10 protein-coding genes are annotated in these 14,846 nt (G+C 64.2%); 8 read left to right on the top strand and 2 right to left on the bottom strand.

What is annotated here, in order from left to right; all coding sequences use genetic code 11:
* Positions 1 to 9 precede the first annotated feature (9 nt).
* The 4 genes from glgA to LB565_RS23255 all read left to right on the top strand — a co-directional run bounded on the left by glgA (position 10) and on the right by LB565_RS23255 (position 6,912).
* Positions 10 to 1,455 (top strand): glycogen synthase GlgA, encoded by a 1,446-nt coding sequence (gene glgA, locus LB565_RS23270; RefSeq protein ID WP_224588198.1) that lies wholly within the window; start codon positions 10 to 12, stop codon positions 1,453 to 1,455.
* A 3-nt stretch (positions 1,456 to 1,458) separates the two neighbouring features.
* Positions 1,459 to 3,087: an alpha-D-glucose phosphate-specific phosphoglucomutase gene (locus tag LB565_RS23265; protein WP_224588196.1), complete on the top strand. Its 1,629-nt coding sequence runs from the start codon at positions 1,459 to 1,461 to the stop codon at positions 3,085 to 3,087.
* A gap of 172 nt (positions 3,088 to 3,259) precedes the next feature.
* The gene (gene glgX / locus LB565_RS23260) at positions 3,260 to 5,257 is read left to right on the top strand and encodes a glycogen debranching protein GlgX (RefSeq protein WP_224588194.1); all 1,998 of its coding nucleotides are present in this window, start codon (positions 3,260 to 3,262) and stop codon (positions 5,255 to 5,257) included.
* Positions 5,257 to 6,912 carry an alpha-glucosidase family protein gene (locus LB565_RS23255; RefSeq protein ID WP_224588192.1) on the top strand — a complete coding sequence of 552 codons (1,656 nt, stop codon included), beginning with the start codon at positions 5,257 to 5,259 and terminating at the stop codon, positions 6,910 to 6,912. The genes glgX and LB565_RS23255 overlap by 1 nt, the downstream gene beginning before the upstream one ends.
* Positions 6,913 to 6,920: 8 nt before the next feature.
* Here the strand turns inward: LB565_RS23255 and LB565_RS23250 are convergent, their stop codons facing one another.
* Both LB565_RS23250 and LB565_RS29960 read right to left on the bottom strand, forming a co-directional pair.
* A complete protein-coding gene (locus LB565_RS23250; RefSeq protein ID WP_224588189.1) occupies positions 6,921 to 8,675 on the bottom strand; it encodes a TadG family pilus assembly protein in 1,755 nt (584 codons plus the stop codon).
* On the bottom strand, positions 8,672 to 9,241 hold the full coding sequence (locus LB565_RS29960) for a TadE/TadG family type IV pilus assembly protein (RefSeq protein ID WP_224588187.1): 570 nt from the start codon (positions 9,239 to 9,241) through the stop codon (positions 8,672 to 8,674). Before LB565_RS29960 ends, LB565_RS23250 begins: the two co-directional genes overlap by 4 nt.
* A 171-nt stretch (positions 9,242 to 9,412) precedes the next feature.
* Here LB565_RS29960 and LB565_RS23240 point away from each other — a divergent pair, with 171 nt between their 5' ends.
* The 4 genes from LB565_RS23240 (at position 9,413) to LB565_RS23225 (ending at position 14,841) form a co-directional block, all read left to right on the top strand.
* Positions 9,413 to 11,005 (top strand): peptide ABC transporter substrate-binding protein, encoded by a 1,593-nt coding sequence (locus tag LB565_RS23240; RefSeq protein ID WP_224588185.1) that lies wholly within the window; start codon positions 9,413 to 9,415, stop codon positions 11,003 to 11,005.
* A gap of 177 nt (positions 11,006 to 11,182) precedes the next feature.
* A complete protein-coding gene (locus tag LB565_RS23235; protein WP_224515579.1) occupies positions 11,183 to 12,106 on the top strand; it encodes an ABC transporter permease subunit in 924 nt (307 codons plus the stop codon).
* Positions 12,099 to 13,223, top strand: a complete 1,125-nt coding sequence (locus LB565_RS23230; RefSeq protein WP_224588183.1) for an ABC transporter permease — start codon at positions 12,099 to 12,101, stop codon at positions 13,221 to 13,223. Before LB565_RS23235 ends, LB565_RS23230 begins: the two co-directional genes overlap by 8 nt.
* A 1-nt stretch (position 13,224) precedes the next feature.
* The gene (locus LB565_RS23225) at positions 13,225 to 14,841 is read left to right on the top strand and encodes an ABC transporter ATP-binding protein (RefSeq protein ID WP_224588181.1); all 1,617 of its coding nucleotides are present in this window, start codon (positions 13,225 to 13,227) and stop codon (positions 14,839 to 14,841) included.
* Positions 14,842 to 14,846 lie beyond the last annotated feature (5 nt).

The raw sequence follows: 14,846 nt of genomic DNA, 5'->3' as shown, positions 1-14,846 counted from the left end.
GTGGAGCGCATGCAGGTTCTGTCGGTCACGCCCGAAATCTTTCCGCTGATCAAGACCGGCGGGCTTGCCGACGTAACCGGCGCCTTGCCGATCGCGCTCGCCGGCAAGGGCGTTGCAATGCGCACGCTGGTTCCCGGCTATCCGGTGGTGATGGCGGCCTTCGCCAAGAAGAAACCCGTCTACCAGTATCCGCTGCTGCAGGGCGGCAAGGCTTCGATCCATGCCGTCAAGATCGGCGACCTCGATCTTTTCGTGCTCGACGCTCCGCATCTCTTCGATCGCCAGGGCGGCCCTTACGGCACCGCTTCCGGCGCCGACTGGCCCGACAACTGGCGCCGCTTCGCGGCTTTGAGCCAAGCGGGCGGCGACATTGCCGGCGGCGCGATCTCCGGTTACCAGCCCGATATCGTGCATGCCCATGACTGGCAGTCGGCGATGACGCTTGCCTACATGCGCTATGGCAAGGCCGTCGGCGTGCCGTCGCTGATCACCGTGCACAACCTTGCTTTCCAGGGCCAGTTCGGCGCTGGCATCTTCGGCGAGCTCGGCCTGCCGAGCGTGGCGATGCAACTCGACGGCGTCGAATATTACGGCGGCGTCGGCTTCCTGAAGGCCGGTCTCCAGGCCGCCTGGGCGATCACCACGGTGAGCCCGACCTATGCGCAGGAGATCCGCTCGCCGGAATTCGGCATGGGCCTCGACGGCCTGATCAACATGCGCGCCAGCGACCTCTACGGCATCGTCAACGGCATCGATGTCGACATCTGGAACCCCCGGAACGACAAGCATCTGGTCGCCAATTATTCGGCCGAAACGCTTGCCGCGCGCGCCAAGAACCGCAAGGCGGTCGAAGAGCGGTTCGGCCTCGAGGCGGACAGCAGCCCGATCGTCTGCGTCGTCAGCCGGCTGACCTGGCAGAAGGGCATGGATATCCTGGCCGCGGTCGTCGATGGCATCGTTGCCGCCGGCGCGCGCCTCGCCATCCTGGGCTCGGGCGACGCCGGCCTCGAAGGCACGCTGCTTGCCGCCGCCGCCCGCCATCGCGGCCGCGTCGGCGTCGTCGTCGGCTATGACGAAGGCCTTTCGCATGTCATGCAAGGCGGCTGCGACGCCATCGTCATCCCGTCCCGGTTCGAGCCCTGCGGGCTGACCCAGCTTTACGGCCTGCGCTATGGCTGCGTGCCGGTCGTCGCCCGCACGGGCGGTCTGGCCGACACCATCATCGACGCCAACGAGGCTGCCTTGTCGGCCGGTGTCGCCACCGGCTTCCAGTTCGCGCCCAACAATGGCGCCGCGATGCTCCATGCCATCCAGCGGCTGGTCGAGCAGCATGCGCGGCCGGCGACCTGGGCCTCCATTCAGCGCCAGTGTATGAAGGCCGATGTCTCCTGGGACAAGAGCGCCGAAAAATACGTCGAACTCTATCGCTTGCTGCTTTCGAAAAGGGCTGCCTGAGGCATGATCAAAACCGTCCCCACCAAACCCTATACCGACCAGAAGCCTGGCACCTCCGGTTTGCGCAAGAAGGTGCCGGTGTTCCAGCAGGAGCACTATGCCGAGAACTTCATCCAGTCGATCTTCGATGCGCTGGCCGGATTTCAGGGCAAGACGCTGGTGATCGGCGGCGACGGCCGCTTCTACAACCGCGAGGTCATCCAGAAGGCCATCGCGATTGCCGCCGGCAATGGCTTCGGCAAGGTGATGGTCGGGCAGGGCGGGATCCTGTCGACGCCCGCCGCCTCGAACATCATCCGCAAATACAAAACCTTCGGCGGCATCATCCTGTCGGCCAGCCACAATCCTGGCGGCCCGCACGAGGATTTCGGCATCAAATACAATGCCGGCAATGGCGGCCCGGCGCCGGAAAAGATCACCGACGCGATCTTCGCCAAGTCGAAGCAGATCAAGAGCTTCAAGATCGCCGATATCGGCAGCGTCGATATCGACACGATCGGCACCGTCAAGGCGGGCGATATGACCGTCGAGATCTTCGACCCGGTCAAGGACTATGCCGAGCTGATGGAAAGCCTGTTCGATTTCGATGCGCTGAGGAAGCTCTTCAAATCGGGCTTCCGCATGCGCTTCGACGCCATGCATGCGGTGACCGGCCCCTATGCCAAGGAGATCCTCGAGCATCGGCTCGGCGCGCCGGACGGCACCTGCCGCAATTTCAAGCCGCTGCCGGATTTCGGCGGCCACCATCCCGATCCCAACCTTGTCCACGCAAAGCATCTCTACGACGAGATGATGGGGCCCGACGCGCCGGATTTCGGCGCGGCTTCCGACGGCGACGGCGACCGAAATCTGATCATCGGTAAAGGCATCTTCGTCACGCCGTCGGACTCGGTGGCGATGCTTGCCGCCAACGCCAAACTGGCGCCGGGCTACAAGGACGGCCTGAAGGGCATCGCCCGCTCCATGCCGACCAGCGGCGCCGCCGACCGCGTCGCCGAAAAGCTCGGCATCGGCATCTACGAGACGCCGACCGGCTGGAAATTCTTCGGCAACCTGCTCGACGCCGGCATGGCGACCATCTGCGGCGAGGAAAGCGCAGGCACCGGCTCCAACCATGTGCGCGAGAAGGATGGGCTCTGGGCCGTGCTTTTGTGGCTCAACATCCTCGCTATGCGCGGCGAGAGCTGCAAGGACATCGTCACCAAGCATTGGGCGACCTACGGCCGCAACTACTATTCGCGCCACGACTACGAGGAGGTCGAGAGCGATCGCGCCAACGCGCTGGTCGACGAGCTGCGCGCCAAGCTCGGCTCGCTGCCCGGCACGACCGTGCGCGGCCTGAAGATCGCCAAGGCCGACGATTTTGCCTATCGCGATCCGGTTGACGGCTCGGTGAGTGAGCATCAGGGCATCCGGATACTGTTCGAGGGTGGCTCGCGCGTCGTGCTGCGCCTCTCCGGCACCGGCACGTCGGGTGCGACGCTGCGCGTCTATATCGAGCGCTACGAGCCGGACAAGGCAAGGCACGACCTCGACACGCAGGAAGCGCTCGCCGATCTCATCGCCGCCGCCGACGACATCGCCGGCATCAAGAGCCACACCGGCCGCAGCAAGCCGAGCGTGATTACTTGAGGGTGGGTGCGCGCGTCTTTGCTTCCCCCCTTGTGGGGGAAGGTGGATCGGCGCGCAGCGCCGAGACGGATGAGGGGTGTTGGCCGGATCGCTGTCGTCGCCAACCTGGAGCACCCCCCATCCGTCGCCTTCGGCGACACCTTCTCCCACAAGGGGAGAAGGGGGAGCCCGCATGACCCTCGGCGCCACCATCACCCCCGAAGGCATCCGCTTTGCCGTCTGGTCGGCATCGGCGAGATGCCTGTGGGTCTCGGTTTTCGACGACAGCGGCGCGCGCGAGATCGACCGGCTGGAACTCAGTCCGGAAGGCGAGGGCGTGCATGCGCTCCTTGTCCCCGGCCTTGGCGACGGCACCCGCTACGGCTTTCGTGCCGATGGCGACTATGCGCCGGAGCGCGGTCTGTGGTTCGACCCGAACAAGCTTCTCACCGATCCTTATGCCGTCGAGCTCGATCGTCCATACCAATATCATTGGCGGCTTGCCGCCAAACGCAACGAAGGCGCCGACACGGCCTCGCTGGTGCCGAAGGCGGTAGCGCGGTTCCTGCCCAAGCCGATGCCGCCCCAGCCGCCGCTGTTCCGGCCCGGCGGCTTGATCTACGAACTCAACGTTCGGTCCTTCACCAAGCTGCATCCGGATGTCCCGGAAGCGCAGCGGGGCACCATCGCGGCGCTCGCCCATCCGGCCATCATCGAGCACCTGAAACGTCTCGGCGTGTCCGCCGTCGAACTGATGCCGATCACCGCATCGATTGACGAGCGGCACCTGCCGCCGCTGGGGCTGAGCAACGCCTGGGGCTACAATCCCGTCACCTTCATGGCGCTCGATCCGCGCCTTGCCCCCGGCGGCCTCAAGGAACTGCGCGATACCGTCGCCGCGCTGCGCAAGGCAGGCATCGGCACCATCCTCGACCTCGTCTTCAACCACACCGGCGAGACCGACCGGCTCGGGCCAACGCTGTCGCTGCGCGGGCTCGATGCGCTGGCCTACTACCGGCATCAGCCGGACGGCCGGCTGGTCAACGACACCGGCACCGGCAACACCGTCGCCTGCGACCATCCGATTGTCCGGGAAATGGTGCTCGACACGCTTCGCCACTTCGTCCGCTGCGCCGGCGTCGGCGGCTTCCGCTTCGATCTGGCGCCGGTGCTCGGCCGCGTCGACGGCGGCTTCGATCCGGAAGCGTCGCTGCTTCAGGCCGTTGCCGGCGATCCCGGACTCGCCGATCGCGTGCTGATCGCCGAGCCTTGGGACATCGGTCCGAACGGCTACCAGCTCGGCAATTTCCGCCCGCCATACCTCGAATGGAACGACCGTTACCGTGACGATGTCAGGCGCTTCTGGCATGGCGATACGGGCGCAATTGGCGCCTTGGCCACACGGCTTGCAGGTTCCTCCGATGTCTTCGGCAGGGAAGGCCAACCGGCGAGCCGCACGGTCAATTTCATCGCCGCGCATGACGGCATGACCCTGGCCGACATCGTAGCCTATGAGCGCAAGCACAATGAGGCCAATGGCGAGCACAATCGCGACGGCCATAACGACAATTTGTCATGGAACAATGGTGCCGAGGGCGAGACGGACGACGAGGCGATTGCCAAGGCGCGCTTCGACGACCAGCGCGCGCTGCTCGCCACGCTTTTCGCCTCGCGCGGCACCATCATGCTGACCGCCGGTGACGAGTTCGGCCGCACGCAGAAGGGCAACAACAACGCCTATGCGCAGGACAACGCCATCACCTGGCTGGACTGGGCCGGCCGCGATCGGGCGCTTGAGCAATACGCATCGTCGCTGGCTGCACTGCGTCGGGCCTTTCCTGCGCTGGCGGATCCACGCTTCCTGACCGGCGAGCCCGCCGACGGATCGGAAATCCCCGACGTGGCCTGGCTGACCGAGACCGGCGCGCCGTTCGGCGAGGCCGACTGGAACGATCCCGGGCGACATCGCCTCGTCATGCTGCTCGCCGATAACGAGGGCGGCCGCCTTGCCGTGATGATCAATGGCGATCGCCGGCAATGCGTCTTCACCTTGCCGGCACGCGATGGATTTGAATGGCGCCCGGCGGTCGAGACGGAGCAGGTCGATCTGGCGCGGCCGCTACCCGGTCGAAGCGTCAGTTTCATGATCGAGCGGCGTGCCGCTAAATCGCGCAACGGGAAGGGCTCCTGATGGCTGGCGACAATTCCGAGCAAGGGAGCGAATGGTGGCGCGGCTGCGTGATCTACCAGGTCTATCCGCGCTCCTTCCAGGACACGACCGGCGACGGCAGCGGCGACCTCAAGGGCATCACCGCGCGGCTCACGCATATTGCTTCCCTCGGCGTCGACGCCGTCTGGCTCTCGCCCTTCTTCAAGTCGCCGATGGCCGACATGGGCTACGATGTGTCGGACTACCGCGACGTCGATCCGACGTTCGGCACGATCGAGGATTTCGACGCGCTGGTCGCCGAGGCGCACCGGCTCGGCCTCAAGCTCATCATCGACCAGGTGATCTCGCACTCGTCGGACAAGCATGAATGGTTCGTCGAAAGCCGCGCCAGCCGCGACAACGCCAAGGCGGACTGGTACATCTGGGCCGACGCTAAGCCGGATGGCAGCGCGCCCAACAATTGGCAATCGCTGTTCGGCGGGCCGGCCTGGGAATGGGACGCCACACGCCGGCAATACTACATGCACAATTTTCTCGCTGCGCAGCCGGACCTGAATTTCCACAATCCGGAAGTGCAGGACGCCGTCCTCGACACCGTGCGCTTCTGGCTGGAGCGCGGCGTCGACGGCTTTCGGCTGGACACCGTCAACTACTATGTCCACGACCGCTGGCTGCGCGACAATCCGCCCTTGGCGTCAAGCGTCGCCGGAACCAACGGTGCGACCAGCACCTATGGCTTCCAGGAGCATCTTTTCGACAAGACGCGGCCCGAAAACCTCGACTTCCTGAAACGCTTCCGCGCGTTGCTCGAGGAATATCCGGACCGCGCCGCGGTCGGAGAGGTGGGTGACGAGGAGCGTTCCTTGCAGACGCTCGCCGCCTATGTGTCCGGCGGCGACAAATTGCAGATGTGCTACACGTTCGACCTGCTTGGCCCGCAATTTTCCGCCGCCCATGTGCGCGGCTGCGTGGAGGCGTTCGAGACGACCGCCCCGGACGGCTGGGTCTGCTGGGCCTTCTCCAACCATGATGTCGTGCGCCATGTCAGCCGCTGGATCAGACCCGGCGAGAACCCGGACGCGGTGGCCAAGTTCTCGATCGCGCTGCTGTCATGCCTGCGTGGGTCGATCTGCCTCTATCAGGGCGAGGAACTGGGGCTGAAGGAAGCCGAGCTGGCCTATGAGGATCTGCGCGATCCCGTCGGCATCCGCTTCTGGCCGGGCGTGAAGGGCAGGGACGGCTGCCGCACGCCGATGGTCTGGGAAGCGGAGGCCGAGAACGCCGGTTTTTCGACGGCCAAGCCCTGGCTGCCGGTGCCGCAGGCGCATCGCGCCCGGGCGGTCGACGTCCAGAATGGCGAGGAGCGGTCGGTGCTAGCCGCCTATCGGTCGATCCTTACCTTGCGCAAGAGCCATCCGGCACTGATCCAAGGCGCAATCCGCTTTCTCGATGCCGAAGGCGATGTGCTCGCTTTCCTCCGCGAGCGCGACGGCGAAAGGCTGCTTTGCGTTTTCAATTTCTCGGCCGAGGCTACGGGCTGGGCGCTGCCCACCGAGATCGGCGAGGCCGAGATAACGGCATTTGACGTTGACGCCGCCGGCGTTCTGACCGGTGTTGTCGAGGACAGTGCGCTGGCGCTGCCGCCTCTGGGCAGTTTCGTCGGCAGGATTGGCTGACGGGCAGCTTACTGAACCAGCACCGAACGCCCGCACGTCGCGCCGGTCACCCGGACGTCGGCCTCCCCGACGCGCACGCCGAGCGCCCCGAGAACGTTGTAGACCAGGCTGTCGACCGGCGCGGTCACGCCGTCGAGCAGCGTCGTTACCGCCGGTTTCACCGTGCCGAGCAGGGCGGTCACATTGAGGCCTAGCCCCAGCGCATTGATCGAAAGCGACAGGTTGTTGACCAGCGATGTCGTGAGCGACTGCGTCAGGTTCTTCGTCGACACCGTCTTGATCGCCTTGTTGGCGATATCGGTGGCGCTGAAGGTCAGGTTCGTCGGCGCCATATTGGTGACCGAGAAGGCCGACGAGCCTGTCACCTGCAGCAACGGGACGAGCAACAGCCTCAGGTCCGCGATATCGGCGTTGGAGAAGGACTGCGGCTGGGCGAAGTCGGCAAAGCCGCTGGCATTGCTGTTTGCGAGATGCGCCGAGACGACGCCGGGCTGCGCGGCGATCGAGACATTGATGCTCGACGGCCCGGTCGGGCAGGTTATGTCGGTCAGCTTGGCTTCGGCATAGGCCACTTCGAGATTGAGCGGCAGGTGGACGGCGACAAGACTCGTGCCGCCGCCGAGATTGGAATTGCCGACGGTGACGTCGGCGTTGAGCTTGATGCGCGTCTGCGCCGTGCGCACCACGGTGCCGGCTTCTCCCACCGCCAGCCAGGCCGAGTTCTGCATCGGCTCGCCGATGGCGATCGCAAGCGTCGTCGATGCCAGCCCCGGTATGGTGGCGCCGAGATCGACCGCGACCTGGTTCGTGCCGTTGGCCAGAGCGGCCGCCGCGGTGATCATGCTGAGCGCGCTGGCTGTCACATTGAGCCCGGCCGGCTTTTGCCCGATGCCGAGATCACCGACGGAGCCGAGATCGATGAGGGTGCTGAGCGGAATCTTGACGGTGTTGGTGGCGCTGGAGGCCATGGTCTGCAGGGCGAGCTTGGCCGTGCGGTCCAGCCCCGGCACATTGGCCATGGCGGTGGCGATCTGGCCGATCGTTGCCTTGGAGGCAAGCACATCGGAATAGCTCACACCGGTCAGATGCAATTGCGTCGCCAGCACATCGGTGAACGAAAGAACGTCGACATCGGCCGACGCCAGTGAATTATAATCCATCACGCTGAGCGAGATGTTGCCGCCGAGAAGGCCGCCGAGAAGCGCGTTGAGAATGCCGCCATTGAGACTGGCGAGCCGCGAGCCGACCGAAAAAGCAGCTTGCGGCTGCGCGCTGGCGATTGCCGTCGTGCCGAGAGTAGGCGGCGCCATGATCGAGCCGGCGAAATAGAGCGTGCCCTGCTTCTTCAGCGACACCTGCACGGCATTGTAGGGCAGCTTGCCCGGCTCGAACCGGCTGCCGGCGGCAATGGTGCTGACGCCCGTGTAGCGTCCCGGCGCGATCTGGACGACCGCCTTGCTGGCGGTTGGCGCTACGGTGGTGCCCTGTTGCTGTACGGCGACCGAGGTGATGCCGTTGTCGGCGAGCGTCGTCAGCACCGCCTGCTGGGCATTGGTGATGTTCGAGGCCGCGGTGATGGCGGCTAGGTCGACGATCGACTGCGCGGCGCGGCGCTCGTTGTAAAGCGAGCCTTCGTCGATCGCGAAGGCGGTCAGCGCCAGCGCCACCGGCGTGCACAGCGCCGTCATGACGGCGAAGTTCGCGCTCCGGTCGGCGAGCAGCCTACGCGTCGCCGCAATCAATCCCCCCTTGGCCCGCATCATATCCCTCCGACGCGGATCGTCGATTGACTCTGGATCGTCGTGCCCGGTAACGGCAGCGTCCGGAACAGGTTCCAGATCGGCAGGTTGCGCGCATCGTAGGTGACCGAGACGACGAATTGGCTGCCGTCGGCGGCGCTGTCCTGCGCATTGACGGTCAGCTTGTTGGGATCGACGAAGGGATAGCCCGAGACGTCGTGAGCGACGAAATCGGTAACAAGCGCCTGCCGCTCGGTCTGGTTGAGGCCGGCAATCGCCGTGCGTGCCGCATCGGCGGCGATCTGCTGCACCGAATGGCTGGCGCCGAAATAAATCCCATATGCAACCATGCCGAGCAGAAGCAGGATGAAGATCGGCGCCAGCATGGCGAATTCGATTGCCGACGTGCCCGTGGCGTCAGCCCGGAAACGACACCACAAAACGCGGAATTTTCGGTTTTTTAGCATGATGCGCAGAATGCCAAAACCTGCCTGCAAAAAGAGAAAACGCGTCGAACAACCGGCAGGTGTGCCAAGTTGAAGGCAAGCTCTAAGCTTTAGTTTTCGCTTTTTTAGCGTGATGACGCTCACTTTGCGTCAAGCAGGCAATGGTTGAAATAAGATTTCGCTCTGTCTAGTCTCCTGCCACCAGCCGCCGGAAAGGTCCGGCGGCACGCCTGAAACGGGGCCGTTTCAACGGTTCCGGGGTGTCAAAACTTAAGAAGGCGCGGCTGAGGGGCTGCGCCGACAGGGAGAAACTTCATGCTGAAAGACCTGCTGAAGGCGACGGTGTTCGCCACCACATTGGCCTTGGCCGCCGGCACGTTCTACACGCCGGCCTTCGCCGAGACCGTCTACAACCGCGGCGCCGCCGCCGAGGCGGAGACGGTTGATCCGCACAAGACGTCGACGGTCTACGAGGCCGATATTATACGCGACCTGTTCCAGGGCCTCGTCATGCATGACCAGAAGACGAACCTCATTCCGGGCGCCGCCGAAAGCTGGACGGTGTCGGATGACGGCACCGTCTACACCTTCAAGCTGCGCAAGGACGGCCTCTGGTCGGACGGCACCCCGGTGACGGCGGACGACTTCGTCTATTCGTTCCATCGACTGGAAGATCCGGCCACCGCTGCAGAATACGCCTCGATGCTCTATCCGGTGAAGGGCGCCGAGGACTTCAACACCAAGAAAGGCAAGGCCGAGGATATGGGCGTGAAGGCGATCGACGCCAACACGCTTGAAGTCACGCTGAAGGCTCCGACGCCCTACTTCCTGGAGATGCTGACCCATCAGGCGACCTATCCGGTCAACAAGGCTTCCATGGACAAGCTCGGCGCCGACTGGATCAAGCCGGGCAAGCTGGTCTCCAACGGCGCCTACACGCTGGCGGAGTGGGTTCCCAACGATCATATGAAATTGGTCAAGAACCCGAAGTTCTGGGACGCCGCGAGCGTCAAGCTCGACGTGGTCAACTACATCCCGACCGAGGATCGCTCGTCGGCGATGAAGCGTTTCGAGGCAGGCGAACTCGACAGCTATGGCGATCTGCCGACTGAACAGCTCGCCGATCTCAAAACCAAATTCGGTGACCAGGTCCGTGTCGGGCCGTATCTCGGCACTTATTATTATGCGATCAAGACCGACAAGGCGCCTTGGGACAATGTCGAGCTGCGCAACGCCATCTCGATGGCGATCGACCGTGACTTCCTGGCCGAGAAGGTTTGGCAGAACTCGATGCTGCCTGGATATTCGATGGTGCCTCCGGGCATCGAAGGCTACACGCCGGCACTGGCCAAATACGCCGACATGCCGCAGATCGACCGCGAGGATGCGGCCAAGAAGATCCTGGAAAAGCTCGGCTACACGCCCGAGCATCCGTTGAAGATGGAGATCCGCTACAACACCTCGGAGAACCACAAGAACACGGCGGTCGCCATCCAGGAACAGCTGAAGCCGCTCGGCGTCGAGGTGACGCTGCTCAATACCGACACCAAGACCCACTATAGCTTCCTCGAGCAGAAGGGTAACTACGACGTCGCCCGCGCCGCCTGGATCGCCGACTACAAGGATCCGGAGACCTTCCTCGGCATCTCGCGCAAGGCGAGCGGCAACAACTACTCGAACTACAACAGCCCTGCCTATGAAGCTGCGATGGACAAGGCAGCTGCCGCCGGGGGCAAGCCTGAGGAGCGCATGAAGGACCTCGCCGCAGCCGAGCGCATCCTCGTCGACGACGTCGGCGAGATTCCGCTTCTCTACTACAGCTACCACGACATCGTTTCCTCGAAGGTGCATGGCTTCGAAGACAATGTGATGGACATTCATCCGTCCCGCTTCATCTCCAAGGACTGACAAGAAACCTTGGCCGTGCCGCCGCTCTCTTTTTGGGAGCGGCGGTCGCGGTCTGTCGTCGTGCCGGGCCGAAAGTCGGATTGGATTTTCGGGCTGCCCGGTGCGAAGATCAGAGATGCCGGCGCGCCACGGATCTTCGATTGGAGAGCCTGTCGCCCTGGCTGAAGCGGGGCGCCGATGCTGCGTTATGTCTTCCGGCGGCTGTTGACCGCCATTCCGACGCTGTTCGTCATTGTGACAGTGGCGTTTTTCCTGATCCGCGTCGCGCCAGGCGGCCCGTTCAACCAGGAGCGGGGCTTGAGCCCCGAGATCAGAGCCAATCTCGAAGCCCAGTTCGGCCTCAACGATCCGCTCTGGCTGCAATATGTCCACTATCTCGGCAATCTTTTGCGCGGCAGTTTCGGCCCGAGCTACAATTTGCCGGATTTCACCGTCACCGAACTCTTCGCCAAGGGCCTGCCGATCTCGGTGCAGATCGGTACCTCGGCACTGGTGCTGGCGCTGGTGCTGGGCTCGATCCTCGGCACGATCGCGGCTCTCAACCAGAACAAAATAGGCGATTATTCGGTGATCGCTTTAGCCACCGCCGGCAGCACCATCCCCACCTTCGTCACCGCGCCGGTGATCCAGCTCGTCTTCGGGCTTTCCTGGAAGCTGCTGCCGATTGGCGGCTGGGGTGACGGCGCCTTGATCAACAAGGTCGGTCCGGTGCTGACGCTGGCCTTGCCGCAGATCGCCATTGTCGCCCGCCTGATGCGCGGCTCTATGATCGAGAGCCTGCGTTCGCACCATATCCGCACCGCCCGCGCGCTCGGCCTCTCCGACTGGTCGGTGGTGGTCAAGCACGCGCTGCGCGGCGCCGTGCTGCCGATCGTCTCCTTCACCGGCCCGGCCGCAGCCGCGCTGTTGACCGGCTCGATCATCGTCGAGACGATCTTCTCCATCCCTGGGGTCGGCCGCTACTTCGTCGATGCGGCGCTCAACCGCGACTACACGCTGGTCATGGGAACCGTGGTGGTGATCGCGCTCTTCACCATCGTCTTCAACCTGATCGTCGACCTGCTCTACGCGGTCGTCGACCCGAGGGTGCGCTATGACTGAGCTCGCCGTCGCCGTTCCCGAGCCGATCGTCGGCCGCTCGCTCTGGGGCAATGCCTGGGCCCGGCTCAAACGCAACCGCGCCGCGATGCTCAGCCTCTATTACCTGGCTTTTATCGCCGTCATCAGCATTTGCGGTCCGTGGGTCGTGCCGCATCAATACACCACCATCTATGGCGACTATGTGCGCATGCCGCCGAGCCTTTCGGCTTATCCGAAACCCGACATGATCCAGGGTGCGCTGGGCGATGCCATCAAGCGCATGCGCGCGGACATCAGGGAATGGCACCAGGACGGCAATCGCGTCATCGTGACCATCACCTCGACCAAGCCGATCGACGACCGCAACATCCGTTATCTCGACCGCTCCGACGCCTTCGACGACACCAGGATCGAGAACAAGTCGCCCGACGGCCTGGAAGTGACCATGAGCTCGGCCGTGAAGCAGCAATATTTCTTCTTCGGCACCGACAACACCGGCCGAGATTTGCTCTCGCGCACGCTGATGGCCGGGCGCATATCCTTGGCCATCGGCCTGCTTGCCGGCGTCGTCGCCGGCGTCATCGGCGTCATCTATGGCGCGGCGGCTGGCTTTGCCGGCGGCCGGGTCGACGAGGTGATGATGCGCATCGTCGACGTGCTCTATTCGCTGCCCTTCATCTTCTTCGTCATCATGCTGGTGGTGTTCTTCGGCCGCAACTTCGTGCTGATGTTCCTGGCCGTCGGCGCTGTGCTGTGGCTCGACATGGCGCGCATCGTGCGCGGCCAGGCGCTGTCGATCCGCAGGCAGGAATATGTCCAGGCGGCGGAAGCCATGGGAGTCGGCCAGCGCGGCATCCTGCTGCGCCATGTCATTCCGAACCTCCTCGGGCCGGTGGTCATCTACATGACGCTCCTGGTGCCGCAGGTCATCATCCTGGAGAGCTTCCTCTCCTTCCTCGGTCTCGGCGTGCAGGAGCCGATGACCAGCTGGGGCGTGCTGATCTCGGTCGGCGCCAAGAACATCGGCTATGCCAACTGGCTGCTCCTGTTCCCGGCCTTCTTCCTCGTCTCGACGCTGTTCGCGCTGAATTTCGTCGGCGACGGCCTGCGCGACGCGCTCGACCCGAAGGATCGCTGACATGGCCGCCGAAACGATCCTCAGCGTCAAGGACCTGCGCGTCCGCTTCCGGACCCTCGACGGCACGGTCGAGGCCGTCAAGGGCATCAACATCAAGGTCAATGCCGGCGAGACGGTCGCCGTCGTCGGCGAATCCGGCTCCGGCAAGAGCCAGACGATGATGGCGGCGATGAGCCTGCTTTCCTCCAACGGCGAGGCCACCGGCCAGGTCGATTATCGCGGCCGCAATCTTCTGGAGATGACCAAGAGCGAGCTGAACCAGGTCCGCGGCCGCAAGATCAGCATGATCTTCCAGGAGCCTATGACCTCGCTCGACCCGCTCTACACCATCGGCAACCAGCTGATGGAGCCGATCCGTCGGCACCGGGGGCTATCTGGGGCGGCGGCGCGGGAAGAAGCGCTGAAGCTTTTGCGGCTGGTGCACATCCCCGATCCCGAGCGGCGGATGAGATCCTATCCGCACGAGATGTCGGGCGGCCAGCGGCAGCGCGTCATGATTGCCATGGCTCTGGCCAATGATCCCGACATCCTGATCGCCGACGAGCCGACCACCGCGCTCGACGTCACCATCCAGGCGCAGATCCTGATGCTGCTCGCCGAATTGCAGCGCAAGCTCGGCATGGCGATCGTCTTCATCACTCATGATCTCGGCATCGTGCGCCGCTTCGCCGACCGGGTCTATGTCATGCGCCAAGGCGAGGTGGTGGAGGAGGGCGAGGCGGAAGCGCTCTTCGCCAACCCGCAGCATGCCTACACCAAAATGCTGCTCGCGGCCGAGCCGACCGGCACCAAAGCAGCGCCGCCCGCCAGTTCCTCGGTGCTGCTCGAAGGCCGCAACGTTGAGGTCGTCTTCAAGATCGGCGGCGGCTTCTTCGGCGGCGAGCCGCTGATGCTGCGGGCGGTGGACAAGATCTCGATCCGACTGAAGCGCAACCAGACGATCGGCATCGTCGGCGAGTCGGGCTCAGGCAAGTCGACGCTTGGCCGCGCGCTGCTCAGGCTCCTTCCGAGCGATGGTGTCATCCGCTTCGGCGACCGCGACATCTCAGAAGCCGACCGCCGGGCGATGCGCCCGCTCAGGCGCGAATTGCAATTGGTCTTCCAGGATCCGTTCGGCTCGCTGTCGCCACGCATGACCGTCGGTCAGGTCATCACCGAAGGGCTTCTGGTGCACGAGCCGTCGCTGACCGGCATGCAGCGCGACCAGCGCGCCGTCGAGGCGCTGCGCGAAGTCGGCCTCGATCCCAATGCGCGCAACCGCTACCCGCATGAATTCTCCGGCGGCCAGCGCCAGCGCATCGCCATTGCCCGGGCCATGATCCTGAAGCCGAAAGTAGTGGTGCTGGACGAGCCGACCTCGGCGCTCGACCGCTCGGTGCAGAAGCAGATCGTCGAGCTGTTGCGCAAACTGCAGGCCGACCACGAGTTGTCCTACCTCTTCATCAGCCATGACCTCGCGGTGGTGCGCGCCATGGCCGACTACATCATCGTCATGAAGCAGGGAAAGATCGTCGAGGAGGGGCCGACGCAGGAGATCTTCGACAATCCGCGCGAAGCCTACACCCAGACGCTGATGAACGCGGCGATCGATACGGCACGATTCAGGATGAGTGCTTGAAGCCG

The sequence above is a fragment of the Mesorhizobium sp. CA14 genome (genome assembly GCF_020165195.1).
Lineage (GTDB): Bacteria > Pseudomonadota > Alphaproteobacteria > Rhizobiales > Rhizobiaceae > Mesorhizobium.
Note: the sequence above shows the minus strand (reverse complement) of the source record. Positions and strands in the feature narration are given on the sequence as shown.

What these genes read in the sequence shown, in the direction of transcription:
- glgA (WP_224588198.1), top strand. Translation starts at nt 10, where the DNA reads ATGCAGGTTCTGTCGGTCACGCCCGAAATCTTTCCGCTGATCAAGACC.
- LB565_RS23265 (WP_224588196.1), top strand. Translation starts at nt 1,459, where the DNA reads ATGATCAAAACCGTCCCCACCAAACCCTATACCGACCAGAAGCCTGGC.
- glgX (WP_224588194.1), top strand. Translation starts at nt 3,260, where the DNA reads ATGACCCTCGGCGCCACCATCACCCCCGAAGGCATCCGCTTTGCCGTC.
- LB565_RS23255 (WP_224588192.1), top strand. Translation starts at nt 5,257, where the DNA reads ATGGCTGGCGACAATTCCGAGCAAGGGAGCGAATGGTGGCGCGGCTGC.
- LB565_RS23250 (WP_224588189.1), bottom strand. Translation starts at nt 8,675, where the DNA reads ATGATGCGGGCCAAGGGGGGATTGATTGCGGCGACGCGTAGGCTGCTC.
- LB565_RS23240 (WP_224588185.1), top strand. Translation starts at nt 9,413, where the DNA reads ATGCTGAAAGACCTGCTGAAGGCGACGGTGTTCGCCACCACATTGGCC.
- LB565_RS23235 (WP_224515579.1), top strand. Translation starts at nt 11,183, where the DNA reads ATGCTGCGTTATGTCTTCCGGCGGCTGTTGACCGCCATTCCGACGCTG.
- LB565_RS23230 (WP_224588183.1), top strand. Translation starts at nt 12,099, where the DNA reads ATGACTGAGCTCGCCGTCGCCGTTCCCGAGCCGATCGTCGGCCGCTCG.
- LB565_RS23225 (WP_224588181.1), top strand. Translation starts at nt 13,225, where the DNA reads ATGGCCGCCGAAACGATCCTCAGCGTCAAGGACCTGCGCGTCCGCTTC.